A 25779-nucleotide genomic window follows, 5' to 3' on the forward strand; every position below is an offset into this window, starting at 1 on the left:
GGCGGCGAACAGCAGCAGGTCAATGTCGCCCGGATCCAGTCGTGCTTGTGTCAGAGCCTGGGTGAGGGCGTGTGCGGCCAGGTCGGAGTGTTGACGTGCCGCGCGCCCGCCCTGTGCGTGTTCACGTTGCTGTCGTGAGCCTTCTCTCGCTTGGTGCAAATGGCTTCAAAAGCTGTCATAGCGGGCCTTCGCCATGTGGGTGTCGCCCACATGGCGTGTATGTTCCGGGGCCGAGAGCCATGGAAGGGACCAAACCGGTGAACAAGAAGCTCGCGGTCGCACTGTCCGGCGGTGCGGTACTGGTGCTCGCGCTGTCGGGATGCGGCAGCAGCGGGGACAGTGGCAACGACAAGCTGAACTCCTGGGCCAAGCAGGTCTGTGACGCGGTGAAGCCGCAGGCGCAGAAGATCGAGGAAGCGAACGCCGCGATCCAGAAGCAGACCTCGGACAACAGCACGCCGGAGGCCGTCCAGAAGACCGACGCACAGGCCTTCCAGGACATGTCCGACGCCTACAAGGCCATCGGTACCGCCGTCGACAACGCGGGACCGCCGGACGTCGAGGACGGCAAGACGAAGCAGGCCAACGCCGTCAAGGAGCTCAACGGCATCTCCGCGTCGTACACCGCGCTGAAGACGCAGGTCGCCAAGCTCGACACCAAGGACCAGGCCAAGTTCGCCGAGGGGCTCAAGGGCATCGCGACCCAGCTCGGCAAACTGAGCCAGAGCGGGAACGACGCCCTCAAGAAGCTGGAGGAGGGCGACGTGGGCAAGGCGATGGCGCAGCAGGAGAGCTGCAAGTCGGCGTCCGGGTCCCCGGCGGCGGCCAACGGCTGACCGTCCGCAGGCCCCAAGGAGAGCCCGGCACGCAGGCGCGCCGGGCTCTCGGCCCCCGCGGCGCGTGCCGACCCGATGTCCACGGACGCTCCGTGGTCGGCAGGCGTGCCGCTGTCCACGGACGAGCCGTGGTCGGCAGGTGAACCTCTGTCCACAGGTGGGGATGTCCACAGGCGGGGCTCTGTCCACAGGTGGGGATGTCCACAGGCGGGGCTCTGTCCACAGGTGTGGGTGCTCGTGGGCGATAGCGGACACAATGGGAGGCGTGAGTCACACCAGCCTGCCACCGTTGCCCTCGTCCGATCGTGCCGACGTCGCCGCCCGGCTGCGGAGCGCGCTTCTCGGCGCCTCCTTCACCGCGGACGGTCTCCTCGACCTGCTCGGTGCTCCCGCGTACGCCGCGCTGGCACGCAGCGAGACCGTGCCCGCGCTCCGGGCGACCCGCGGGGACACACCGCTGGAGACGCTCGTCCGGCTGTTCCTGCTGCAGCAGCCCGTGCCGTACGCGCGCGTGGCGGACGTGCTGCCCGTCGAGGACGCCCTGGAGAGCGGCTGGCTGACCCGGACGGGCGGGGACGAGGTCGCGGCGAGCGTCGACATCCGGCCCTACGGCGGGCCCGATGGCAAGGACTGGTTCATCGTGTCCGACCTCGGATGCGCCGTCGGGGGCGCGGGCGGCATCGGCAGCCGGGACGAAGGGGTCGTCCTCGGAGTGGGAGGCGCCTCGACGACCCTCGCCGGCATCACCGTGCGCCGGCCCGTCGACTCCGCGCTCGATCTCGGCACCGGCTCCGGGATCCAGGCCCTGCACGTCGCGCAGCACGCCACACGCGTGACGGCGACCGATCTGAACCCCCGTGCCCTGCACATCGCCGCGCTCACCCTCGCGCTCTCCGGCGCCCCGGCCGCCGACCTGCGCCAGGGCTCCCTCTTCGAGCCGGTCCGCGCGGACGAGACGTACGACCTGATCGTCTCGAACCCGCCCTTCGTGATCTCGCCGGGCGCCCGGCTGACGTACCGCGACGGCGGAATGGGCGGGGACGATCTGTGCCGCACGCTCGTTCAAGAGGCGGGGGACCGGCTGAACGAAGGGGGGTACGCCCAGTTCCTGGCCAACTGGCAGCACGTGGAGGGCGAGGACTGGCAGGACCGGCTGCGTTCCTGGGTGCCGCGCGGCTGCGACGCGTGGATCGTGCAGCGCGAGGTGCAGGACGTCACGCAGTACGCGGAGCTGTGGCTGCGCGACTCGGGCGATCACCGGGCCGACCCGGCCGACTACCAGGCGCGGTACGACGCGTGGCTGGACGAGTTCGAGGCCCGCAAGGTGAAGGCTGTCGGCTTCGGGTGGATCACCCTGCGCAGGACGACGGCGGCCGAGCCGTCGATCACGGTGGAGGAGTGGCCGCACTCCGTGGAGCAGCCGCTCGGCGACGCCGTACGTGAGCACTTCGACCGGGTCGACTATCTGAGACGGCACGACGACGCGGGTCTGCTGGCCGGTCACTTCAGACTGGTGGCGGAGGTCGTGCAGGAGCAGGTCGGACTGCCCGGTGCCGAGGACCCGGAGCATGTGGTGCTGCGTCAGCACCGGGGCATGCGCCGGGCCACCAAGGTGGACACGGTCGGCGCGGGCTTCGCCGGCGTGTGCGACGGCACATTGAGCGCGGGCCGGATCCTCGACGCCATCGCCCAACTGGTCGGCGAGGACCCGGTATTGCTGCGGGACCGCACACCCGCCCAGATCCGCCTGCTGGTCGAGCAGGGATTCCTGGAGCCGGTCGAGTAGCGGGGGCGGACCGCCGGACCGACCGCCGGGCACCCCGCTCCGGCGCGGCGGGGAGGGCTGCGAGGAGGCGGCCGGCCCTCGCCTCGCCCGCTCGCGCCGCAGGGAGCGGGGCCCCGCCCTCCTGGTTCGTGTTCCGCCCGAACTCCTTCGGTGCTGTCCGCCCGGGAGGGAAACCGGCCAACCTGCGGCGGGCTTCGCCGGGGCCGTGATCGTCGGGTGTGGTTACCCAGCGTAACTATGCGGCCCGGGCGAGGGTGGACGGGCCGGCCGATATGAATGGCCGGCCCGCATGACGGATATGGATGGGTGGACGGACGGGGACACGGACTCAGGCCAGGGGAAAGGCTCCGTGGAAAAGGGCGAGAAAGAAAGAGTCCGGCTGCGGGGGAGGGCACTCCTCGGCGCGGGTCGAGGTGAGCCGGGAGCGGGCGGAGCGCCGGGCGGAGACCGCCGGCCGCCGGTCCGGAGGGGACGGGAACGACGGATTCGCCACAGTCGGGGGCGCGGGGAGGCCCCGTCCGCGGACGGGGGGCGGTGGGGCGGACCGTGGCGTCGGGTGCGGCGGGAGAGGCTCATGGGGCGCCGGTTGCCCGGCGTTCACCGTGGGTTCGTATGCCCGCTGTCGGGGCGTGTCAGCCTCCCGAGCCTGGGGACCCGGCGTGAAAGGACAGAGCCATGGAAAACGGGCCGGCGATCTTCGCGGGGATGGTGTTCGCCCTGTTCGGAGGCGGAATCCTGGCCTGGACCGTGATCCGGGTACGGCAGGGCGAGCCGGTCGCCCACGGTGTGAACCGCGTCGCATCGGCGACCTTCGCGAGTGTCGCCGGAAGCGGGGCGCTGGCACTCGGGGTGTGGTGCTTCACGCGCCTGTGAGAGCGCGCGTGAGCAGCACCGCTTCGGTAACTGGGAAGTTACCCTCCGGATAGGCCCGGAAGAGCGGGTCGACACTCCGGGCGGCAGGAATGGCGGTAGTCGGGTTACCGTTCGAGTGGCCGTTGCGGGCTTTTCCCGTTTGACACGGGGGCGGGATGTACCGTCACACTCCGCAGCGTCAGCATGACCCGACACCTCGGGAGCAAAGCCCCGAGGAGATTCCGCGTCGACCGGAGAGAAGAGCGAAGTTGTCCCCGACCAGCGACACCGCACACGGCGGCCGCCGACTCGTCATCGTCGAGTCGCCTGCCAAGGCGAAGACGATCAAGGGCTACCTCGGCCCCGGCTATGTCGTCGAAGCGAGCGTCGGGCACATCCGTGACCTTCCCAGCGGCGCCGCGGAGGTGCCTGAGAAGTACACCGGCGAGGTCCGCCGCCTCGGCGTCGACGTCGAGAACGACTTCCAGCCCATCTATGTGGTCAACGCCGACAAGAAGGCCCAGGTCAAGAAGCTCAAGGACCTGCTGAAGGATTCCGACGAGCTCTTCCTCGCCACCGATGAGGACCGCGAGGGCGAGGCCATCGCGTGGCACCTCCTGGAGGTCCTGAAGCCCAAGGTTCCCGTCCACCGGATGGTCTTCCACGAGATCACCAAGGAGGCGATCCGCAGCGCCGTCGCCAACCCGCGCGAGCTGAACAAGCGCATGGTCGACGCGCAGGAGACCCGCCGCATCCTCGACCGCCTCTACGGCTACGAGGTCTCGCCGGTCCTGTGGAAGAAGGTCATGCCGCGGCTGTCGGCGGGCCGCGTCCAGTCCGTGGCGACCCGGCTCGTCGTCGAGCGGGAGCGCGAGCGCATCGCCTTCCGTTCCGCCGAGTACTGGGACCTGACCGGCACCTTCGGCACCGGCCGCACCGGTGACGCGAGCGACCCGGCCAACCTCGTCGCCCGTCTGACCTCGGTCGACGGCAAGCGTGTCGCCCAGGGCCGCGACTTCGACTCGCTCGGCCAGATCAAGGGCGCGAACACGCTCCACCTGGACGAGACGAACGCCCGCGCGCTCGCCGCCGCCCTCCAGGACACGAACTTCGCCGTCCGCTCGGTCGAGTCCAAGCCCTACCGCCGTTCGCCGTACGCGCCGTTCCGTACGACGACGCTCCAGCAGGAGGCCTCGCGCAAGCTCGGCTTCGGCGCGAAGGCGACCATGCAGGTGGCGCAGAAGCTGTACGAGAACGGCTTCATCACCTATATGCGTACGGACTCCACGACCCTGTCGGACACGGCCGTCACGGCCGCCCGCGCCCAGGTCACCCAGCTCTACGGCGCCGACTACCTGCCTGCACAGCCGCGTACGTACGCCGGGAAGGTCAAGAACGCGCAGGAGGCGCACGAGGCGATCCGCCCCTCGGGTGATCGTTTCCGCACCCCCGCCGAGACGGGACTGACCGGCGACCAGTTCAGGCTGTACGAACTGATCTGGAAGCGCACCGTCGCCTCCCAGATGAAGGACGCGGTCGGCAACTCCGTCACTGTGAAGATCGCGGGTACGTCCGCCGACGGCCGGGACGCCGAGTTCAGCGCGTCCGGCAAGACGATCACCTTCCACGGCTTCCTGAAGGCGTACGTCGAGGGCGCGGACGATCCGAACGCCGAGCTCGACGACCGTGAGCGCCGGCTCCCGCAGGTCGGCGAGGGCGACCCGCTGTCCGTCGAGCAGATCACGGTCGACGGCCACGCCACCAAGCCGCCGGCCCGTTACACCGAGGCCTCCCTGGTCAAGGAGCTCGAAGAGCGCGAGATCGGCCGCCCGTCGACGTACGCGTCGATCATCGGCACGATCCTCGACCGCGGCTACGTCTTCAAGAAGGGGACGGCCCTGGTGCCCTCCTTCCTGTCGTTCGCCGTGGTCAACCTCCTGGAGAAGCACTTCGGGCGGCTCGTCGACTACGACTTCACCGCCAAGATGGAGGACGACCTCGACCGCATCGCCCGTGGTGAGGCGCAGGCCGTGCCGTGGCTGAGGCGCTTCTACTTCGGCGAGGGCGACGCGGCCGGCGCCGCCGACGCGGGCAACGGCGACGGCGACCACCTGGGCGGTCTCAAGGAACTCGTCACCGACCTGGGCGCGATCGACGCCCGCGAGGTGTCCTCGTTCCCGGTCGGCGACGGCATCGTGCTGCGCGTCGGCCGCTACGGCCCGTACGTCGAGCGCGGGGAGAAGGACGACGAGAACCACCAGCGCGCCGACGTCCCCGAGGACCTGGCCCCGGACGAGCTGACGGTCGAACTCGCCGAGGAACTGCTCGCCAAGCCGAGCGGTGACTTCGAGCTCGGCGCCGACCCGCAGACGGGTCACCAGATCATCGCCAGGGACGGCCGCTACGGCCCGTACGTCACCGAGGTGCTCCCCGAGGGCACCCCGAAGACGGGCAAGAACGCCGTCAAGCCGCGTACCGCCTCGCTCTTCAAGTCGATGGCGCTCGACACGGTGACGCTGGAGGACGCCCTCAAGCTGATGTCGCTGCCGCGCGTCGTCGGCGCCGACGCCGAGGGTGTCGAGATCACCGCGCAGAACGGGCGCTACGGTCCGTACCTGAAGAAGGGCACGGACTCGCGGTCGCTCACCGCCGAGGACCAGCTCTTCACGATCACGCTGGAAGAGGCGCTGGAGATCTACTCCCAGCCCAAGCAGCGGGGCCGCGCGGCCGCCAAGCCGCCGCTGAAGGAACTGGGCACCGACCCGGTCAGCGAGAAGCCGGTCGTGGTCAAGGACGGCCGCTTCGGCCCGTACGTCACCGACGGCGAGACCAACGCGACCCTGCGCTCCGACGACAGCGTCGAGGACATCACGCCGGAGCGCGGCTACGAGCTGCTCGCCGAGAAGCGCGCCAAGGGCCCGGCCAAGAAGACCGCGAAGAAGGCACCGGCCAAGAAGGCGCCCGCCAAGAAGGCACCGGCCAAGAAGACCGCCGCCAAGAAGACGACGGCTTCGAAGACGACCGCCGCCAAGACGGCGCCCGCGAAGAAGACCGCCGCGAAGAAGACGGCGACCCCGGAAGGCTGAGCCACCCGCTGAGCCGCCGCCGGACCCTGTCGAAGAGCGGAAGCCCCTACACCATTTGGTGTGGGGGCGTCCGTTTGTTCGGGCAGCCCTCCGGGGAGTCAGTGGGTCCGGATAGGCTGGCAGGATGACGCGAGCCGAGCAGCCAACGGCCCACAACTGGGCCCCCGACGAAGCCCTGGTCGCGGATTCGCGCGAGCGTGCCGTCCGCGCACTGCTGAGGCAACCGCAGTTGAAGCGGTTGTGGAGCGCACACCTCGTGGGAGGTGTCGCGGACGTCCTGTCCCTGCTTGTCCTGGTCGTGCTCGCGCTCCAGGCCGCGATCTCCGAGGGCTCCTTCGGCGGTGGCGCCCGCGGGGCCGCCCTCGCCGTGGCGGCCGTCTTCGGGGCGCGCGTCCTCGCGACGCTGCTCTTCGGAGCCGTGCTCCTGGGGCCCCTGACGTCGCTCACCTCTCCCGAGGGACCGCTCGACCGGCGCTGGACCATGCTCGTGGCCGACGGCCTGCGGGCCGCGCTCCTCATCGTCGCGCCCCTGTTCATCGACTGGACCCCGGACAACGCGCTCGCGGTGCTCCTGGTCATCGTCTTCGTGTCCGGGGTCGCCGAGCGGTTCTGGACGGTGTGCCGGGAGAGCGCGGCGCCCGCGCTGCTGCCCGCGCCGCCGCCGGAGGGCGCCACCGTGCGCCCGCTGCCGGACCACATGGACGCCCTGCGACGGCTGTCCCTGCGCACCGCGTTCGTCGCGGTGCCGATCGCGGCACTCGCCCTCGTCGTCGTCTCCCTCGTCAGCAACATGCTGGGTGCCGGGATCGACTGGTTCCACCTGCACCAGGTGGCGCTCGCCTCGTACGTGGCGGCCGGACTGTTCGCGGCCTCCCTGTCGGTGATCACCTTCCTCGAACTGCCCGACGCCCGCACTCCGCGCGCGCGGTCGCCGCTCGAAGGACTGCGCCGCCCGAAGACGGGCACCGGCGGCGACAAGGGCCGTACGGGCGCGATCCCGCTCCTGGTGCCGGCCTGCGCGGCCGTCGCCGGGGCGATCTCGGCAGCCGTCGCCGTCGCCGTGCTGGACGCCATCGACCTGGGCGGCGGACCGGTGATGTACGGACTGCTGGTGCTGGCGCTGACCGGCGGCGTCGTCGCCGGTATCCGCACGGCCCCCTCCCTGCTTCCGTCGCTGTCGCGGCGCCGGCTGCTCGCGCTCGCGATCGCCTTCACCGGGATCACGCTGCTGGCCGCGGGCCTCGTCCCGGACGTCACCACCGTGCTGCTGATCCTCGCCTTCGCCGGCGTGGGCGCGGGTGTCGCCGCCAACACCGGGCACGCGCTGCTCGACCAGGAGACCGAGGACTACCGGCGGGCCCGCACCACCGAGCACCTGCACGCGGTCGTACGGGTCTTCGTGGCGGTCGGCGCGATCGTCGCGCCGCTGGTCGCCGCGGCGATCGGCCCGCACCGTCTGGAAAGCGGCAAGTTCGTGTTCGCGCACGGCGGCGCCGCCTTCACGCTGATGCTGGTCGGCGCGCTCCTGCTGCCGGTCGCGGCCCTGGTGCTCGCCAAGGTCGACGACCGTTCCGGCGTGCCGCTGCGCAAGGACCTGCTGGACGCGCTGCGCGGCGGTGACGACCCGGCGCAGGTGCCCGCCACGAGCGGTTTCTTCCTCGCACTGGAGGGCGGCGACGGGGCCGGCAAGTCCACCCAGGCGCAGGCCCTCGCCGACTGGATCCGGGCCAAGGGCCACGAGGTCGTCGTGACCCGCGAGCCGGGCGCCACCCCCGTCGGCAAGCGGTTGCGCTCGATCCTTCTCGACGTGTCGTCCGCGGGCCTCTCGCACCGCGCCGAGGCACTGCTGTACGCCGCCGACCGCGCGGAGCACGTCGACACGGTCGTACGACCCGCGCTGGAGAGGGGCGCCATCGTCATCTCCGACCGCTACATCGACTCGTCCGTGGCCTACCAGGGCGCGGGCCGCGATCTGTCCCCCACGGAGATCGCCCGCATCAACCGCTGGGCGACGGACGGGCTCGTACCGCATCTGACCGTTCTGCTGGACGTGTCGCCGGAAGCCGCCCGCGAGCGGTTCACCGAGGCGCCCGACCGGCTGGAGTCGGAGCCGGTCGAGTTCCACGCGCGCGTGCGGTCCGGTTTCCTGACGCTCGCCGCCGCCGACCCGGGCCGCTACCTGGTCGTCGACGCCGCGCAGGAGCCCGAGGCCGTCACCACGGTCGTACGGCACCGGCTCGACGTGATGCTGCCCCTCTCCGAGGCCGAGGTGAAGGCCCAGGAGGAGGCGCGCAGGGCGGCCGAGGAGGAAGCCCGGCGCAAGGCCGAGGAAGAGGCCGCCCGCAAGGCGGAGGAGGAGCGCCTGGAGCGTGAGCGCCAGGCCCAGCTCGCGAAGCTGCGCGCCGAGGAGGAGGAGCGCAAGCAGCGCGAGCTGGAGGAGGCCCAGCGGCGTGAGGCCGAGCGCCAGGCGGAGGAGGCGCGGCAGCGCGCCGAGGACGCCCGCCGCCGTGCCGAGGAGGAGCGGCTCCGTCTTCTCGCCGAGGAGGAGGCACGCGCCGCGGAGCAGGAGCGGGCACGCAGGCAGGCCGAGGAGGAGGCGCGACTGCGCGCCGAGGCCGAGGAACGCCGCCTGGAGAAGCAGCGGAAGGCCGAGGAGGCGCTGCTGAGGGCCGAGGAGGCCCGGCGGCTCGCAGCGGAGGCCGCCGCCGCTTCGGCGGCCGCGGCGGCTTCGGCCGAGGCCGCGGTGTCGGGCGCCGGGACGGCCCCGAAGCCCGACGGCCCGACGGGTTCGCAGGCCGGTGCCGGGAAGGCACCCGAGGCTGGCGAGACCTCGACGCGCTCGGCGTCTCCGTCGCCGGCGGCTTCCCCCGCCGCCACCTCGAAGCCCTCGTGGGCCGCGATGTCTTCCGGGGCCGCGGCGCCGTCCGCGCAGGACAACGAGCCGACGGTGCCCACACCGGTCGTGACCGACACGAGGGCGGCCGACGAGACCGCCGTGCTTCCGCCCGTACGACCGGACGCGCGCCGTGCGGGCAAGCGTCTGGGTTCCCGCGCCGACGTCGAGGACACGGCCACGCTGCCCAAGCCGCCGGTTCCGGGCGGGGCGGCGGACGAGACGGCGGTGCTGCCGCCCGTCTCCCCGGACCCGGGTCCGGCCGACGAGACGGCCGTTCTTCCTCCGGTACGGGACAGGGGTGCGGAGAGCCGGGGCGACGAGCCGTCCGGCGACCCCACGGACCGGATGCCCCGGGGCTTCTTCCGCGACGAGCGGCCGGCGGCCGGGCCCGAGGGCCCCTCCGACCGCACGCGGGAACTGCCGCAGGTGGACGAGACGGGCGCCCCGCGCCGCAGGCCCCGCCCCGACTGGGCCGAGGAGACCCCGCTCGGCGACCTCCCGACGCTGGCGGACGAACTGCTGGGCCCGCGTGACGAGGAGGACGACGACTGGGACGAGGGCCAGGGCCGCGGCCGGGGCGGGCGGCGACGCTAGTCCGGTCTCCGGTCTCCGGTCTCCGGTCTCCGGTCTGCGGTCTGCGGTTACCGGGTGCGCGGGGTGCGGTCTCCGGTAGGGCGGGTGGCCTCGGTTGTCAGTGGCGACCCGCACAATGGACGACGCGAGGCAAAGTGCGACGGAAGGGCGGAGCCCATGCCTGTGTGGGACGACCTGGTGGGCCAGGAGAAGGTGAGCGATCAGCTCGCCGCCGCTGCCCGGGACGCCGACGCCCTCGTCACGGCGGTCGCCGCGAGAGCCCCGCTCCCCGCGGCGTCGAAGATGACGCACGCCTGGCTGTTCACGGGCCCGCCCGGTTCGGGCCGCTCCACGGCCGCGCGCGCGTTCGCGGCCGCGTTGCAGTGCGTGAGCCCCGACCGCGCGCTCGGCGGAATCCCCGGCTGCGGGTTCTGCGACGGTTGTCACACGAGCCTGGTCGGCACCCACGCCGATGTGGAGATCGTCCGTACCGACCTGCTCTCCATCGGCGTCAAGGAGACCCGCGACCTGGTTCGCCGAGCCCAGCTCTCCCCGGCGAGCGGCCGCTGGCAGGTCATCGTCCTGGAGGACGCGGACCGTCTCACGGAGGGCGCTGGCAACGTCCTGCTCAAGGCCGTCGAGGAGCCCGCTCCCCGCACGGTCTGGCTGCTGTGCGCCCCGTCCATCGAGGACGTGCTGCCCACCATCCGCTCCCGCTGCCGGCTGCTCACGCTGCGTACCCCGCCGGTCGACGCTGTCGCCGACATCCTCATCCGTCGTGACGGCATCGAGCCCGACGTGGCGGCGGCCGCCGCGCGCGCGACGCAGGGCCACATCGGGCGGGCCCGCCGCCTCGCGACGGACCCGAGCGCCCGTCAGCGCCGGGCCGCCGTCCTCAAGCTCCCGCTGCGGGTCGACGACGTCGGCGGCTGCCTCAAGGCGGCCCAGGAGCTGATCGACACGGCGGCGGAGGACGCGAAGCAGCTCGCCGAGGAAGTCGACGTCAAGGAAACCGAGGAGCTGAAGGCGGCGCTCGGCGCGACGCAGGGCGGCCGGATGCCTCGGGGCACGGCGGGCGTCATGAAGGAGCTGGAGGACCGGCAGAAGCGCCGAAGAACGCGTACGCAGCGCGACAGCCTGGATCTGGCCCTGATCGACCTCACCGGCTTCTACCGCGACGTCCTCGCTCTTCAGCTCGGCTCCCGCGTGGCCATCGCCAACGCGGAGGCGGAGGACGCGCTGGAGCGGCTGGCCCGCGGCAGCTCGCCGGAGTCGACGCTGCGCCGTATCGACGCGATTGCCGCGTGCCGCGAGGCGCTCGACCGGAACGTCGCTCCGCTGCTTGCTGTGGAGGCGATGACGATGGCGCTCCGCGCGGGCTGATCCCGGCGCGGCCGGCCCCGAGGCGGGGAGACGCCGCCCGGTGGGCTTGGTCAGGGCGGCCTGTCCGGCCGGTGCGGTCGGCGAGGAGCGATCCGCTCGGGGTAGACCTGGTAGCGAAGCGAGCCGGCCGGTGACCGGTTGACCGGGTCACTCGTACGGGCCGCTTCCGCGACTGGAGGCGATCATTTGATCGCGCACGGTTACGCTCGCGAGATGCACATGAGGCGCACCCCACGGCAGACCCGACCCCTCCGTGCGAGCGGCGTGCTGCTGGCCGCCGCGGCGCTGATCGTCTCCGCCTGCTCCTCGGGAAGTTCCACGACGACCGCCGCGACGACCGAGGCGGTGCTCACCGCGCTGCCGAGCGCCACGCCGTCGGCGCTGGCGCCGTACTACGAGCAGAAGCTGAGCTGGCGCAGTTGCGGTGTCCCCGGCTTCGAGTGCGCGACGATGAAGGCGCCGCTCGACTACGCGAAGCCCGGCTCCGGCGACGTCCGGCTGGCGGTTTCCCGCAAGAAGGCCACGGGGCCGGGCAAGCGGCTCGGTTCGCTGCTGGTCAATCCGGGCGGACCGGGCGCTTCGGCCGTCGGCTACCTCCAGTCGTACGCCGGTATCGGCTATCCGGCGGACGTCCGTGCCCGCTACGACATGGTGGCGGTCGATCCGCGAGGAGTGGCCCGCAGTGAACCGGTCGAATGCCTCAACGGTCGCGCGATGGACGCGTACACCCAGACGGATACGACACCGGACGACGGCCGGGAGACGGATCAGCTCGTCGGGGCCTTCAAGAAGTTCGCCGAGGGCTGTGGGGCGCAGTCGCCCGATCTGCTGCGGCACGTCTCCACGGTCGAGGCGGCCCGTGACATGGACATCCTGCGGGCCGTGCTGGGTGACGAGAAGCTGACGTATGTGGGGGCGTCGTACGGGACCTTGCTGGGGGCGACGTACGCGGGCCTCTACCCGGACCGGGTGGGCCGGCTGGTGCTGGACGGCGCGCTGGACCCGGCCCTGAACGCGCGCAAGCTCAACGAGGAGCAGACAGCGGGGTTCGAGACGGCGTTCCAGTCGTTCGCGAAAGACTGCGTGCGGCACAGCGACTGCCCGCTCGGCGACGCGGGTACGAGCCCGGACGAGGTGGGCAGGAACCTGAAGGCGTTCTTCCGGCAACTGGACAAGGAGCCCATCCCGACGGGGGACCCGGACGGCCGCAAGCTCGGAGAGGCGCTGGCGACGACCGGTGTGATCGCGGCGATGTACGACGAGACGGCCTGGCCGCAGCTCCGTGACGCGCTCACGTCCGCCATGAAGAACGACGACGGCGCGGGTCTGCTCGCCCTCTCCGACAGCTACTACGAGCGGGACGCCGACGGCCGGTACGCGAACCTGATGTCCGCCAACGCCGCCGTGAACTGTCTCGACCTGCCGGCGGCCTTCTCCGGCCCGGACCAGGTCGAGCAGTCGCTCCCCGCCTTCGAGAAGGCGTCCCCGGTCTTCGGCGAGGGTCTGGCCTGGGCCTCGCTGAACTGTGCGTACTGGCCGGTCAAGAACACCGGTGAGCCGCACCGCATCGAGGCGAAGGGCGCGGCGCCGATCCTCGTCGTCGGCACCACCCGGGACCCGGCGACCCCGTACCTCTGGGCGCAGTCCCTCGCCTCCCAGCTCTCCTCCGGAACGCTCCTGACGTACGTCGGCGACGGTCACACCGCCTACGGTCGCGGCAGCACCTGCATCGACTCCACGATCAACCGCTACCTCCTTCAGGGCACCCCTCCGGAGAAGGGAAAGCGCTGCTCATAGCCCCATGGGGCACCCACGGGGCGCCCGCCCTGGGCGGTGTGCGGAGCACCCCCGGAAACTGTGTAGACTTACCGACGTTGCTGATCGCACCATAGGTGTGGACAGCGCGCCGCCTTAGCTCAGATGGCCAGAGCAACGCACTCGTAATGCGTAGGTCTCGGGTTCGAATCCCGAAGGCGGCTCTGTGGAAGCCTCAGGACTCACTCGCCGTGACCTGGGGCTTTTGCTTTTGCCAGATGCGGTGACGGGCGCATGCGCGAGCCGCGCGGCGGTCTCCGGCCTCGGTCCCAGTCCTCCCGGAGAGCGTGCTCCGTCGGAACCCGGTTCAGACAGCGTCTGAGCCGGGTTTCTGCTCTTGCGGGGGTGGAGAGCCGGGGGCGCCGACGTCGAAGGGCCGGGTCGGGAGTCGGCGTGGGGACGAGTTTCGATCCCGCTCGATCGTGAACCGTGGGGGAGTTCCTTCCGCAGCCGGGGTGTCCGGGACGAGTACAGGACACCGTCGGAATCCAGCCAAACAGGCTCGGGTCCGCCTAATTCGGTTTCGTTCTTCGGTGATTTCCATACGATCATGAACGGCCCTGGAAGCACCATGACCAACCAGGGTGAACAACCAAACGGGAGAAAAAATGCGCAAGTTGGCAGTCGGTGTGCTCGCCGGCGGGATCTTCGCCCTGAGCGCCGGGACCGCGATGGCGGTCTCGTGGCACAACATTCCGACGCTTACCACGGGGGGCGCGTCCTTCCAGGACGGCCAGTACGCGTTCTGGCCGTCCGGGCAGAACCACGGTGCCTTCGAGTGGAAGGGCAATCTCAAGGACACCGACAACGGTGACGGGCACAACATCTACGTGCAGGTGCGGGTCGAGGGCTACGACTGGAGCCGCTACAACGGCAAGCAGCGGACGTCCGTTCCCCTCGACCAGCTCAACTGGGACGGTGCCGCGCAGTACACCAGCAACGCCTACATACGCGTCTGCCGTGACAAGGGCTCGCTGAACCCTGACAACTGCTCGCCGACCAAGCACTACCAGAGGTAGTCGGTCACTCGGGCAAGGCCGCGGGTCCAGGACGTACTCCTGGACCCGCACGCTTCTTTGGGGGAAGCCAACAGCATGTCAGAAATACTTGTTGCCACGGGAGTCGACCTCTCCTACGGCAATCAGCCGGCCGTTCTCGACGCTCATCTCTCGGTGTCCGTCGGGGAGGTCGTGGCGATCACCGGGCAGAGCGGGTCCGGGAAGTCATCGCTGCTCTACTGCCTCGCCGGAGTTCTTCCCGTCAAGCGCGGTCAGGTGCGGTTCGAAGGGCGGGCGCTCGGTGATCTCGACGACGACGAGATCAGCGCGCTACGCCGGGAACGGTTCGGGTTCGTCTTCCAGTACGGCGAGTTGCTGCCGGAACTCACCGTCGAGGAGAACACCGCCCTGCCCCTGCGACTGGCCGGACAACGCAAGGGCCCCGCACTCGCGGCGGCCGGCAAGGTGCTCGAACGGCTCGGCCTCGGTGAACTGCGCGAGCGCCGTCCCGGACAGGTCTCCGGCGGGCAGAGCCAGCGCGTCGCGGTCGCGCGGTCCCTGGTGCACCGGCCCGCGATCGTTTTCGCGGACGAGCCGACGGGGTCGCTCGACAGCGCCAACGCCTCGGCCGTTCTCAAGGAGTTCCTGGGCCTGGCCCGGTCACAGGGCACCGCCGTCATCCTGGTGACGCACGACCCGGCCGTCGCCGCCCAGGCCGACACCCGCTACACGATGGCCGACGGAGTCCTGAGCCCACGGGGTGCCGTGTGAGGGAATTCCTGCTCGGTCTGCGCCTGCTGTTCGGGGCGGGACGCGGCAACCGCATCCGTTTCCTCCTCATGGCCGTCGGCGGTTCGATCGGCGTCTGCTGTCTCGCCCTCGTCCTCACCGTCCCGGCGATCCTCGACGCGCACGACGGCCGCGCCGCCGCCCGCCAGCCCGTCACCTCCGCCGAGGGACCGGCGGACGGCACCCTCGTCCTGCAGCGCGACGACGCCTACGGCTCCCGGTCGTTCACCCGGGTGTTCGTCGCCAAGGGCACCGGGGGCACCCGTGCGCTTCCCCCGGGGCTGAGCGAACTCCCCGCTCCCGGTGAGGTGTTCGTCTCCCCGCGCGTGCATGACCTGCTGCGGTCCGCGCCCGCGGCCAAGGCCCTGCTGCCCGGACGCGAGGCGGGCGTGATCGGCCCGGACGGGCTCGCCCATCCCGACGAGCTCTACGCCTACGTCGGGACCGACCGGGCCAAGCTGGCCCACGAGGGCCGGACCCTGAAGGGGTTCGGGTACAGCTACGCGCCCTTCCCGGCGGTCGAGCCGTCGACCCTCACCGATGTGCGGTTCGCCCTGGCCACACTGGTCCTGCTGCCCCTGGGCATCTTCCTGTCGGTCTGCGCCCGGCTCTCCGCCGCCAGCCGGATGCGCCGCCTCGCGGCACTGCGTCTGCTCGGCCTGAGCATCAAGGGCACCCAGCGGGTGAACGCGGCCGAGACCGTCGTCGCGGCACTGCTCGGCGCGGTGCTGGGACTCGGCGAGTACTGGCTGCTCAACCAGGTGATGTCCCGGGCCGGTCTGCCGGGGCTGAGGTGGTATCCCGGCGACGGCGCCCTGTCCGTCGTCACGATCGCCGTCTGCCTGGTCGGCTGTCCCGTCCTCGCCTGGCTCGTCAGCCGCAGGAGCGCGCGGGACGCGACCGCCAACCCGCTCGCGGTGCGGCGTACGGCGGTGCCGCGGCCCCCGTCCAAGTGGGTCGGTCTGCTGCTGCTCAGCGGCCTGGGCATCGTGTGCGGCTTCTGCGCCACGGGCCTGATGGGGCATCCCGCCTCCAGCCTCGGCGTCAACGCGCTGTTGGTGGTCGCCGGGGTCGTTCTGACCGGCGTCGGACTGGTGCTGACCCTGCCGCTGCTCTCGTACGCGCTGGCACGTCGGGTGGCGCGGACCACCGGGTCGCTGACGCTCAACCTGGCGATGCGGCGCAACGAGGCCGAGCCGGGCAGCACGATGCGGGTGGTCACCAGTCTCGTCCTGCTCGTCTACGTCGCCTCGCTGGCCCAGGGTGTTCTCATCCAGCTCGAGCAGGTGACCCGGCCGTCCGGCGCGGTACAGAGCTACTCCCTGCCCCTGTCGGGGCTCGGCACTCGGGAGCAGCGGGACCTGGAGGACGTGTCCGGGGTCCGGGCGCACGGTCTCCTCATGAACTCCTGGGTCGACCTCGACGCCAGTCAGCCCGGCGTCGTCGCGTCCTCGGCCACGGCTCTGGTGGCCACCTGCGCCGATCTGCGACGGATGACCGTGCGCACCGAGGGCTGTGTCGACGGCAGGGTGCTGCGTCTGGTGGACCCCAATTCGAGCGTGGGATCCGACATGGAGACCGGCAAGTCCTTCCCCTTCCGCTTCCGTGACGGCGGCGGGCGGGACAAGCGCCTGAGCGTCGCCGTGCCCGCCGGCCGGGTCGTCTACAGCGGGTTTTCCGGTTCCGCGGTCGGCTCCGCCGAACTTCTCGTCCCGCCGTCCGCCCTCCCCGCCGACGCCCGTCCCCGCGACGCGGAGTTTCTCCTCGCCGGCAGTTCCGACCCCGGACGGGTGCGTGCCGTTCTCGACGGGATCGCCGCCGTCACCCCGATCGCCGAGATCGAGCTGGTCGGGCTGAACATCCAGGGGCTGGAGCAGATCTCCGTGGTCGAGACCCTGCTCGCCCTGGGCATGATCATGGGTCTGGTCATCGGGGTGGCGGCGTTCCTCGTGTCCGTCACCGACCGGGCCGTCGAGCGCCGCGCGCAGGTCACCGCCGTCACGCTGATCGGCGCGCGGGCGAGAACCATGCGGGCCGTCCAGTGCGCCCAGGTCGTGCTGCCTCTGGGCCTCGGACTGGTGTTGGCCCTGGTCTCGGGCAAACTCGCCGAGTCCAGCTACCTGATCACCGGCGGCGGCGCGATCCGCTGGGACGGGGCCGGTGTTCCCCTGCTCCTGCTCGCCGCGGCGGGGGTGGTGGCGATGGCGGCGCTGGGGTCACTGCCCCTGGTGGGCCGCCGTATCGACCCGGAGCTGATCCGCCGGGACTGACGGGGCGGCCTCGCGGGACGGGCGGCCGCCCTGGTCTCGGGCCGTTCGCACGGATCGGCTTCCGGGGCTTGGCGAGAGGCTGTCCGGAGGGGCTGTCCAGAGGGCTGTCAGAGGGGCTGTCCGGCCGTGGGCCGGACAGCCCCTTCGTCGTCTCGGGCCGCGGAGATCCCCTGCGTCGTCTCAGGCCGCCGACACCCCCGTGGAGCTCACCCCCGACAACGCCATCCGTTCCACCCGGCGGGCCTGGTTCAGGCCGCCGGCGTCGACGTAGGTGAAGGGGGTGGCGGCGCACAGGCGCAGGAACGTCCGCTTCGCCTCGGTGTCGTCGGAGATCACGTGGATGTCGGGGGCGGTCGGATCGGGGCACCCGTCGAACGCCTCCCACCACACGTTCTTGAAGGCGCCCACCAGCCGCGCTCCCGGGAACGCGGCGGCGAGGTCCTCGGTGCCGCCGACCGCCCAGGGGCCCACGAAGTCGATGTGACCGCCGGTGAACGGGTTGGTGATGTCCACCAGGATCTTCCCCCGCAGACCTGCCCGCCAGGGCCTGAGCTGCTGCACCGCTCCCTGGACGCCGAGGAAGGCGGGGACGATCACCGAGGACCGCGCGACCACCTCCTCGCAGCTCCCGCCGGCCACGGTTGCCCCGCCCTCGCCGGCCCCGTTCGCCCTGCCCTCACCGGTCACCAACGCCCCGCCCTCGCCCCCAAGGCCGGTCGCGCCGCTCACGTCCCCCGGGTCAACGACGCCGACCGGCCCCGGTGCGCCCGGGCCCAGGCGTACTTCGTGTCCGGCCCGCGCGAACATCGTCGCCAGAGTGACGGCGATCCCGCCCGTCCCCAGCACCCCGATCGTCATGACCGTGCTCCCCCTTCCCCCGTTCCCGCTCATGTCGTACGCGTCTCCCCCGACCCCGTTCATGCCGTAGGCGTCTCCCCGGACCCCGTTCATGCCGTACGTGTCTCCCCGGACCCCGCTCATGTCGTACGCGTCAGCACCAGGCTGACGTTGTGTCCTCCGAAGCCGAAGGAGTTGGCGAGTGCCGCGTCCCACCGGCCCGTGCGGTTGGTGCCGCTGACCACGTCCAGTCGGACGGCCGGGTCGGGTTCGTCCAGGTTGCGGGTGGCGGGGACCACCCCGTCGTGGAGCGCGAGCAGCGCGGACATCGCGCCGAACGCGCCCGAGGCGCCGAGCATGTGACCGGTCATCGACTTCGTCGCGGTCACCACCGGATGCTCGCCCAGTGCCTTCGCGACCGCCTCGGCCTCGGCGAGGTCCCCGCCGGAGGTCGAGGTGGCGTGGGCGTGCACATGGCCGACATCGCGGGCTTCCAGTCGCGCGTCCCGCAGGGCCGCCCGCATCGCGAGGACCTGCCCCTCGGTGTCGGACGCCGAGATGTGCCGGGCGCTGGATCCCACGGCCGCGCCGGCCACCGTGCCGTAGACGCGGGCGCCCCGGGCGCGGGCGAACCCGGCGCGTTCGAGGACCATGACCGCGGCGCCCTCGGCCATCACGAAGCCCGAGCGGGCCGCGTCGAACGGCCGGGACACCGCGGCCGGGTCCCCGTCCTGCCGCGACAGCGCCTTCATCTGCGCGAACGCGGCCACCATGAAGGGATGCAGACTGGCCTCGGTGCCCCCGGCCACCACGACGTCGGCGCGGTCCAGCCGGATCAGGTCCAGTGCCAGGGCGATCGCCTCGGCGCCCGAGGCACAGGCGCTCACCGGGGCGCGGGCCCCCGCCCGCGCCCCCAGGTCGATGCTGACCCACGCCGCCGGTCCGTTCGGCATCAGCATGGGGACGGCGTACGAGGACAGCTTCCGCAGGCCCGCCCGCTCGTACAGGTCGTCCTGTCCGAGCGCGCTCAGGATGCCCCCGATCCCGGTGCCGACGACCACGGCGAGGCGTTCCGGTTCCACCGGGGGCCGGCCCGCGTCCTGGAAGGCCTCGCGGGCCGCCACCATGGCCAGTTGCTCCCCGCGGTCGAGTTTGCGGGCCTGGACCCGGCCGAGCACCTCGACCGGGTCCGCGGTCACCGTCCCGGCGATCCGCACCGGCAGATCCGCGGGCCAGCCCTCGTGCTCCTCGTCCAGGCGCCGGACTCCGGACCGGCCGTCGAGCAGGGCCTGCCACGCGTCGGCCGCGTTCGCGCCGAGCGGTGTCAGGGCGCCCAGCCCGGTCACGACCGCGCCGTGGTCCCTGCCTTCGGCCGACGTCACGTCACGTCCGCCTCTCCGTCGGCGCGGTCGACCGGGCCCCGGAAGGTCAGGGCGACGTTGTGGCCGCCGAACCCGGCGGAGTTCTTCACCGCGACGTTCTGCTCGGGTCCCAGCTTGAGCGGGCCGCCGTGCACCACGTCGACCGAGAGGCCCTCGTCGAGGCGGGTGAAGTTGCGGGTCGGCGGCACCATGCCGTGGTACAGGGAGAGGATCGTGGTGATCGACTCGATCGCGCCCGCCGCGCCGAGGCTGTGCCCGGTCATCGACTTGTTCGCGGTCAGCGCGGGACCGTGTTCCGCGTCCCCGAACACCGCCCGCACCGCGCGGGCCTCGGACGAGTCGCCGGGTCCGGTCGCCGTGCCGTTGGCGTTGAAGTGCGCGACGTCCGCGGGGGTCACACCGGCGTCCTTGAGCGAGGCGCGGACGGCCGCGACGGTGCCGGTGCCGTTCGGTTCGGGCTGCACGATGTGGTACGCGTCCGACGAGATGCCCACGCCGGCGAGTTCGGCGTAGATCCGGGCGCCACGCTCACGCGCGTGCCGCTCGGACTCGAGGACGAGGATGCCGGCACCCTCGCCCAGGACCATCCCGTCGCGGTCCGCGTCGAACGGGCGGCATGCGGACGCGGCGTCGTCGACCCGCTGCGACAGCGCCCGCATGGCCGCGAACGAGGACAGGACCAAGGGGTGCAGAGGCGCCTCGGCGCCGCCCGCCACCACGATGTCCGCGTCCCCGCCGCGGATCAGTTCGGCCGCCGTGACCAGCGCCTGGGTGCCGGAGGAGCAGGCGTTCACCGTCGCGTGCACACCGAGGCGCGCGTTCACCAGCAGGGCGACGGCGGCCGCGGAGCCGTTGCCCATGGACATCGGCACGGTCATGGGGGGTACGCGTCGCCAGCCCCGCGTCTTCAGCGCCTCCCAGCCGTCGATGATCGAGTTCATGTCGCCGAGCGCGGCCGAGACCACCACGGCGACCCGGTGCGGAGCCGTGGGCGCGTCGTCGAGTCCCGCGTCGGTCCACGCCTCCGCCGCTGCCTTCACCGCGAACTGGGCGGAGCGGCTCAGCCGCCGGCGCTGCTGGTGCTCCAGACCGAGACCGGGGTCCGTCTTCGACCGCCCGCCGAGCATCGGCGGGAGTTCCTCGGCCCAGGACTCCTCGTCCAGCAGGCCTAAGCCGCTCTCGCCCCGCAGCATGGCGTCCCAGGTGCCGGCCACGTTCTCGCCGAGCGCGGTGATCTCCCCGAGGCCGGTGACGACGACCTTCGTGGTTTCGTCCTGGCGGGCCTTGTCATGACGGGTGTTGTCCTGGCGGGTGTTGTCCTGACGTGTGTTCATCGGTTGCGCGCTCCCTGTCCGAGCCGTGCCGCGAGCTTTCCGGAGTCCTTCTTCACCGAGTTGACGAGCACCTTCCTGAGCAGGGACTTCGGCATGATCCCGAAGTAGTCCCCGGGTTCCACCTCGAACGTCCAGTGCACGGTGGTGGTCCCGTCCTCGTTCTCGGCGTAGTCGTAGGTGCCGACGTAGTGGAACGGCCCGTCGAGGGTGTGGAACTTCGAGCGCCGGCCCGGCTCGAACTCGCTGATCTCGACGGTGAATTCCATCCGCTTGCCGATGAGCTGGAAGGTGATCTCGTACCGGCCGCCGGGCCGCGGCTCCCCGTCGAGGAGCTTCACGTCCACGCACGCCGCCTGCCATACGGGGTCCTGCGCGGGGTCGGAGATCTGCGCGAACGCCTCCTTGGGCGTCACCGGGAGGCGGAACGCGTACTCGGCCTTGACCGGTTCAGTGGTCGCCATTGTCGGTGGTTCCTTCCATGTGGGGTGCGATCGCCCGTGCGGCGGTCTCGGCGTGCGGCGGATACATCACCGAGTTGTGGTCCCCGGGGACGTCCAGGACGTTCAGTGATCCCTTGATCAGGGCCTCCCAGCCGAGCTTGGGCCCGTACTCGGCGGGCTCGTCGGCCGCGCGCAGCAGGACGAGGTCCAGCTCGGCGGGCTCGGGCAGGTAGGTCTGCAGGGCGATGCCGTTGGCGAGGTAGGCCTCGAAGTAGCGCAGGATCTGCGCGCGGTCCGCGTCCTCGGCGAGGACGCCGATGGCGGCGGCCCGTTCGAGGATGTGGTCGAACGCGGCGTCACCGCCGAGGGTCCGCAGATGGTCCGCGGGGATGTCGAGCGTCTTCCCGGCGGGCACGGCGAGGTCCCGGGCGAACCAGGAGAGGATCGTCGAGTCGTCCGCGGACTCCGGGATGTTCTCCTCGACGGGCGCCCGGCTGTCGATGCCGATCAGGAACTCGATCTCCTCGCCCTCGGCGCGCAGTTGGCAGGCCACCTCGTAGCCGATGACACCGCCGAAGCACCAGCCGCCGAGGGCGTACGGGCCGGCCGGCTGGATCTCCCTGAGGTACTCGATGTAGCGGGTGGCCATGGCCTCCACGCTGATCTCCGCCTCGCCCTCGTTCTGGATGCCGGGGGCCTCGATGGCCAGGACCGGCCTGCCCTGCGGGAGGTGGTGGGTCAGTTCGACGTAGCAGAACACGGTGCCGCCGAAGGGGTGGAACAGGAAGACGGGCCGCTCGTCCGCCGTTCCTTCCCGCAGGGTGACGACGGGGGTGCGCGAGGTCTCCTGGCCGCCGGACCGCACGATGGCGGCCAGTTCGGCGATGGTGCCCTGGCGCAACATGTCGGAGATCGGGATGTCCACGTCCCACTCGGTGCGGACGGCCGCGCTGAGCCGGACGGCGAGCAGCGAGTGGCCGCCCACGTCGAAGAAGTTGTCGTGGATGCCGACCTGGGAGATCCTGAGGATCTCGGTCCACATCCGCGCCAGGACGATCTCCGTCGCGTCGCGCGGCTGCTCGAATCCGGCGCCCGAGGTGACGACCGGCTCCGGCAGCCGGTTCCGGTCGATCTTCTTGTTGGCGGTCAGGGGCAGTTCGTCGAGGACCATGACGATGCCGGGCACCATGTACGGCGGCAGCGACACGGCGGCGGCCGACTTGACGTCGGCCGTCTTCAGCTCCGTCCCGGGCTCGGCGACCAGATAGGCGACGAGCCGGTCGTCGTGGACCACGACGACGGCCGTGGAGACGCCGTCCACCGCTCCGAGGACGGCCTCGACCTCGGAGAGCTCGATGCGGTAGCCGCGCAGCTTGACCTGGTTGTCCAGGCGGCCGTGGTGCAGCAGCCGGCCGTCGCTCGTCCAGCGGGCCCGGTCACCGGTGCGGTAGAGGCGCCGGTCCGGGGCGGCGGGCAGTCCGGTGACGAACCGCTCCGCGGTCAGCTCCGGCCGGTCCCAGTAGCCGAGGGCGAGTCCGTCGCCGCCGATCCACAGCTCGCCGGGGACTCCCGGCTCGACGCCACGGCCCTGCGGGTCGAGGACGTGGAGCCGGGTGTTGGCGAGGGGTGCGCCGATGTCGATGCCGGACGAGGGCTCCACCCGGCCGGCGGTGGACCATACGGTCGTCTCGGTCGGCCCGTACACATTGCGCAGGCTCGCCACCCGTTCGGCCAGGAACTCGGCCAGATCCAGCGGGAGTTCCTCTCCGCCGCACAGGACGTTGAGGCGTGCTCCGCCCTTCCAGCCGGCGTCGCGCAGCATGCGCCAGGAGGTGGGCGTGGCCTGCATCCAGGTGGCGCCGGAGTCGTCGATGCGGGCCGCGAGGGCGGCGCCGTCGGCGGCGGTCGTGCTGTCGCACACGATGACCCGGCCACCGGCCACCAGGGGCATGTACAGCTCCAGGCCGGCGATGTCGAAGGAGATCGTGGTGACAGCGAGGAGGCTGTCCGACGCGGTGAATCCGGTGTCGTCCTGCATCGCGAGGAGCAGGTTCGTCAGCGCGCTATGGGGGATCGCCACACCCTTGGGGCGTCCGGTGGAGCCCGAGGTGTAGAGGATGTACGCCAGGTCGGAGGTACCGGCCGCGGGGTCGGAGGAGGCGGTGGCGGCCGTCGCGTCTCCGCCGCCGGCCTCCGCCGCTGCGTCCTCGTCCCTGTCCCCGTCCTCGTCCTCGGTCCCGTTCCCGTCCTGGGCCCCGTCCCTGTCCTCGGCCCCGTCCGTGCCGCTGCCGTGCACCCCGGCGGCCAGGTCGTCCAGTTCCAGCACCGGAAGGCCGGGCAGCCGGCTGTCGCGCAGGTCGCTCTGGCTGATCAGGAGCCGGGCGCGGGAGTCCTCGGCCATGTACGTCAGCCGCTCGACGGGGAGCTTCGGGTCGAGCGGGACGTATGCGGCGCCCACGTCCAGTACCGCCAGCAGTGAGGCCACGAGCGGTGCGCCGCGCTCGGCCATGACCGCGATCCGGTCGCCCGGCGCGATGCCGGCCGTCCGCAGGGCGGCCGCGGTCCGCTCGACAGCGTCCAGGAGCCGCGCGTAGCTCCACTCCTCGCCGTCGGCGGTCAGCGCGGCCGCGCCGGGCGTCCGCGTGACCTGGTCCCGGAAGAGCTCCGGCAGCCGGGCCTCCGGGATCGCCCGCTCGGGTCCGGTGCCCCAGGCGGCGAGCCGGGCCCGCTGCCGCTCGTCGCCGCGCACCAGGCCGCGCAGGGGCTCGTCCGGGCGGGTGACCAGGGTCTCCACCGTGGTGACGAACGTGGCGGCGAGTTCCCGGGCCGTGCCCGCGCCGAAGATGTCCGTGCTGTAGCGCAGGACACCCGCGAAGGCCCCGTCGCGTTCCGCGCCCATCTCGATCCACAGATCGGTCTGGCCCTCCTGCTGCGGCAGCGGGTAGGGCCGCAGGGTGGCGCCGGCGATGTCCAGCTCACCGCCCGTGCCCGGCTCCAGCAGGAAGAACGCGTCCATGTCGGAGAGGAACGGCAGCCGGTCCCAGGCGAAGCCCGCCTGGTACAGCGGCGTCCGGCTCGGGTCCCGCGGCGGGGCCAGTTCCCGTACCAGCCAGGGGAAGGGCAGCTCCTGCGCCCGCATGGCTTCGAGTACCCGCTCGCGGGAGGCCGTGAGCAGCCGGCGGTACGTCGACTCCTCGTCGACCTCGCCCCGTACGACGACGGTGTTGACGAAGTTGCCGAGGGCGTCGCGGAACCGCCGGTGCAGCCGGCCCGAGGTCGGGGTGCCGACCACGATGTCCGACTGGCCGCTCAGCCGGCTCAGCAGCACGAAGTACGCCGACAGCAGCACCGTGTACGGCGTCGCCGAGGTCTCCCGCGCCAGTCGGCGTACCGCTTCGGTCGTGGCGGCGGACAGCGCGAACGGTGCCGAGCCGCCGTCGTAGGACGGCGCGGGCGGGCGCGGCCGGTCGCCGTAGAGATCCAGATGGGTCGGTGCGTCGCCCAGCCGCCTCTCCTCGCCGTCGCGCAGCGCCCGGGCCTTCTCGCCGGCCAGGAAGGACTGCTGCTGGTCGGCGTACGCGGCGAAGGCGGCGCCGTCGAGCGCGAACCGGCCCGGCGTTCCCTCCAGGCGGCCGCGGACCTCGGAGAGGAGCAGGGCCAGCGACCAGAAGTCGGCCGCGATGTGATGCATCACGAGGGTGAACACCCAGGTGCGCTCGCCGGTGCGGTAGAGGTGCACGCGCCACAGCGGCGGCCGGGACAGGTCGAACGGGGTCCGGCTGTCCGTCCTGACGAGGTCCCGCAGCTCCCGCGGGTCCGTCCCCCGTACGTCGGCGAGACGGATGTCGAGCGGCACGGCGTCGCGCACGAACTGCTCGGGCCCCTCCGGGCCGGCCCGGAAGCCGGTCCGGAGGGCTTCGTGTTCACGGGTCAGGCCGTCGAGGATGTCCCGGGCCTGGACGCCGAGTTCCGCGTCGGCGGTGACCTCGGCGCCGAACACGATGTGGTACGCGGAGCACCCCGGGTCGGTCTCGTGGATGAACCACAGGCCGGCCTGCTGGGCGTTGACGGGACGCACGGAGTCGACCGGACCCACCGGAGCCGTGGAGCCCCTCTCACCCGTCCGGACCGCGAGGCCCGTCGAGCCCTCCGGAGCCGTCGTGTCGGCCGTCGTCGTCGGACGCGCTGTCGTCATCGCGTGCCGTCCATGGCCGCGGAGACGGGCTCGGCGCTCATCAGCTTCCACAGCGCCTCGGACAGGGTGTCCACCGTCGGGTGGTCCCAGAGCAGGTCCACGGGCAGGTCGGAGAGGCCGCAGACGTCCTCGATCTCCATGCCGACGGTCAGCGCCGCCATGGAGTCCAGGCCGTAGTCGGTGAAGGGCCGGTCGGTCTCCAGCTCGGCGGCCGGGATGCCCGCCTCGGTGGCCACGGCCTCGAGGAGAACCCGCTTCACTTCGTCGATCGTCATGTCGGTCGTGCTCATCGCAGGTCGATACCTTT

At 71.8% G+C, this 25779-nt stretch carries 16 protein-coding genes and 1 tRNA gene; 11 read left to right on the forward strand and 6 right to left on the reverse strand.

The genetic code is table 11. The features are described 5' to 3' along the window. Positions 1 to 239: 239 nt before the first annotated feature. From ACWEBX_RS14700 to ACWEBX_RS14750, 11 genes are all read left to right on the forward strand, one after another. Entirely contained in the window at positions 240 to 836 is a 597-nt protein-coding gene (locus tag ACWEBX_RS14700) for a small secreted protein (protein ID WP_355759434.1), read from the forward strand. A 256-nt stretch (positions 837 to 1092) separates the two neighbouring features. After that, positions 1093 to 2622, forward strand: a complete 1530-nt coding sequence (locus ACWEBX_RS14705) for a DUF7059 domain-containing protein (RefSeq protein ID WP_451885225.1) — start codon at positions 1093 to 1095, stop codon at positions 2620 to 2622. Positions 2623 to 3297: 675 nt separating this feature from the next. After that, positions 3298 to 3495, forward strand: coding sequence for a hypothetical protein (locus ACWEBX_RS14710; protein WP_451885226.1), 198 nt, complete (start codon positions 3298 to 3300; stop codon positions 3493 to 3495). Between the two features lie 248 nt (positions 3496 to 3743). Further along, positions 3744 to 6560 carry a type I DNA topoisomerase gene (gene topA, locus ACWEBX_RS14715; protein ID WP_451885227.1) on the forward strand — a complete coding sequence of 939 codons (2817 nt, stop codon included), beginning with the start codon at positions 3744 to 3746 and terminating at the stop codon, positions 6558 to 6560. A gap of 124 nt (positions 6561 to 6684) precedes the next feature. Beyond that, positions 6685 to 10050, forward strand: a complete 3366-nt coding sequence (tmk, locus tag ACWEBX_RS14720; protein ID WP_451885228.1) for a dTMP kinase — start codon at positions 6685 to 6687, stop codon at positions 10048 to 10050. Between the two features lie 156 nt (positions 10051 to 10206). Beyond that, positions 10207 to 11412 (forward strand): DNA polymerase III subunit delta', encoded by a 1206-nt coding sequence (locus ACWEBX_RS14725; RefSeq protein WP_451885229.1) that lies wholly within the window; start codon positions 10207 to 10209, stop codon positions 11410 to 11412. 213 nt (positions 11413 to 11625) lie between these two features. Further along, entirely contained in the window at positions 11626 to 13209 is a 1584-nt protein-coding gene (locus ACWEBX_RS14730) for an alpha/beta hydrolase (RefSeq protein ID WP_451885230.1), read from the forward strand. A 108-nt stretch (positions 13210 to 13317) separates the two neighbouring features. Continuing rightward, positions 13318 to 13391: transfer RNA gene (locus ACWEBX_RS14735), tRNA-Thr, on the forward strand. Positions 13392 to 13835: 444 nt separating this feature from the next. Next, complete coding sequence (locus tag ACWEBX_RS14740; RefSeq protein ID WP_451885231.1) at positions 13836 to 14246, forward strand: hypothetical protein; 411 nt, start codon at positions 13836 to 13838, stop codon at positions 14244 to 14246. A 75-nt stretch (positions 14247 to 14321) separates the two neighbouring features. Beyond that, positions 14322 to 14996, forward strand: a complete 675-nt coding sequence (locus ACWEBX_RS14745; protein WP_451885232.1) for an ABC transporter ATP-binding protein — start codon at positions 14322 to 14324, stop codon at positions 14994 to 14996. After that, positions 14993 to 17284, forward strand: a complete 2292-nt coding sequence (locus ACWEBX_RS14750; RefSeq protein WP_451885233.1) for an FtsX-like permease family protein — start codon at positions 14993 to 14995, stop codon at positions 17282 to 17284. The genes ACWEBX_RS14745 and ACWEBX_RS14750 overlap by 4 nt, the downstream gene beginning before the upstream one ends. A 180-nt stretch (positions 17285 to 17464) precedes the next feature. Here ACWEBX_RS14750 and ACWEBX_RS14755 read toward each other — a convergent pair whose 3' ends face one another. Genes ACWEBX_RS14755 through ACWEBX_RS14780 form a run of 6 tightly spaced genes read right to left on the reverse strand, consistent with a single transcriptional unit; the run spans position 17465 to position 25762 of the window. After that, positions 17465 to 18235, reverse strand: a complete 771-nt coding sequence (locus ACWEBX_RS14755) for an NADPH-dependent F420 reductase (RefSeq protein ID WP_451885234.1) — start codon at positions 18233 to 18235, stop codon at positions 17465 to 17467. A gap of 26 nt (positions 18236 to 18261) precedes the next feature. Then, positions 18262 to 19503 (reverse strand): beta-ketoacyl-[acyl-carrier-protein] synthase family protein, encoded by a 1242-nt coding sequence (locus tag ACWEBX_RS14760; RefSeq protein ID WP_451885235.1) that lies wholly within the window; start codon positions 19501 to 19503, stop codon positions 18262 to 18264. Then, the gene (locus tag ACWEBX_RS14765; protein WP_451885236.1) at positions 19500 to 20837 is read right to left on the reverse strand and encodes a beta-ketoacyl-[acyl-carrier-protein] synthase family protein; all 1338 of its coding nucleotides are present in this window, start codon (positions 20835 to 20837) and stop codon (positions 19500 to 19502) included. Before ACWEBX_RS14765 ends, ACWEBX_RS14760 begins: the two co-directional genes overlap by 4 nt. Further along, positions 20834 to 21298 (reverse strand): SRPBCC family protein, encoded by a 465-nt coding sequence (locus ACWEBX_RS14770; RefSeq protein ID WP_451885237.1) that lies wholly within the window; start codon positions 21296 to 21298, stop codon positions 20834 to 20836. Before ACWEBX_RS14770 ends, ACWEBX_RS14765 begins: the two co-directional genes overlap by 4 nt. Continuing rightward, positions 21285 to 25472, reverse strand: coding sequence for a non-ribosomal peptide synthetase (locus tag ACWEBX_RS14775; RefSeq protein WP_451885238.1), 4188 nt, complete (start codon positions 25470 to 25472; stop codon positions 21285 to 21287). Before ACWEBX_RS14775 ends, ACWEBX_RS14770 begins: the two co-directional genes overlap by 14 nt. Beyond that, positions 25469 to 25762, reverse strand: coding sequence for an acyl carrier protein (locus ACWEBX_RS14780; RefSeq protein ID WP_451885239.1), 294 nt, complete (start codon positions 25760 to 25762; stop codon positions 25469 to 25471). The genes ACWEBX_RS14775 and ACWEBX_RS14780 overlap by 4 nt, the downstream gene beginning before the upstream one ends. Between the last annotated feature and the right edge of the window lie 17 nt (positions 25763 to 25779).

This window comes from Streptomyces sp. NPDC005070 (assembly GCF_053600395.1).

Bases quoted from the DNA above. Each gene is read 5' to 3' on its own strand.
- ACWEBX_RS14745 (WP_451885232.1), top strand. From the start codon at position 14,322: ATGTCAGAAATACTTGTTGCCACGGGAGTCGACCTCTCCTACGGCAAT.
- ACWEBX_RS14770 (WP_451885237.1), bottom strand. From the start codon at position 21,298: ATGGCGACCACTGAACCGGTCAAGGCCGAGTACGCGTTCCGCCTCCCG.
- ACWEBX_RS14740 (WP_451885231.1), top strand. From the start codon at position 13,836: ATGCGCAAGTTGGCAGTCGGTGTGCTCGCCGGCGGGATCTTCGCCCTG.
- ACWEBX_RS14725 (WP_451885229.1), top strand. From the start codon at position 10,207: ATGCCTGTGTGGGACGACCTGGTGGGCCAGGAGAAGGTGAGCGATCAG.
- ACWEBX_RS14775 (WP_451885238.1), bottom strand. From the start codon at position 25,472: ATGACGACAGCGCGTCCGACGACGACGGCCGACACGACGGCTCCGGAG.
- ACWEBX_RS14765 (WP_451885236.1), bottom strand. From the start codon at position 20,837: ATGAACACACGTCAGGACAACACCCGCCAGGACAACACCCGTCATGAC.
- ACWEBX_RS14755 (WP_451885234.1), bottom strand. From the start codon at position 18,235: ATGAACGGGGTCCGGGGAGACGCCTACGGCATGAACGGGGTCGGGGGA.
- ACWEBX_RS14730 (WP_451885230.1), top strand. From the start codon at position 11,626: ATGCACATGAGGCGCACCCCACGGCAGACCCGACCCCTCCGTGCGAGC.
- ACWEBX_RS14705 (WP_451885225.1), top strand. From the start codon at position 1,093: ATGGGAGGCGTGAGTCACACCAGCCTGCCACCGTTGCCCTCGTCCGAT.
- ACWEBX_RS14700 (WP_355759434.1), top strand. From the start codon at position 240: ATGGAAGGGACCAAACCGGTGAACAAGAAGCTCGCGGTCGCACTGTCC.
- tmk (WP_451885228.1), top strand. From the start codon at position 6,685: ATGACGCGAGCCGAGCAGCCAACGGCCCACAACTGGGCCCCCGACGAA.
- ACWEBX_RS14780 (WP_451885239.1), bottom strand. From the start codon at position 25,762: ATGAGCACGACCGACATGACGATCGACGAAGTGAAGCGGGTTCTCCTC.
- ACWEBX_RS14710 (WP_451885226.1), top strand. From the start codon at position 3,298: ATGGAAAACGGGCCGGCGATCTTCGCGGGGATGGTGTTCGCCCTGTTC.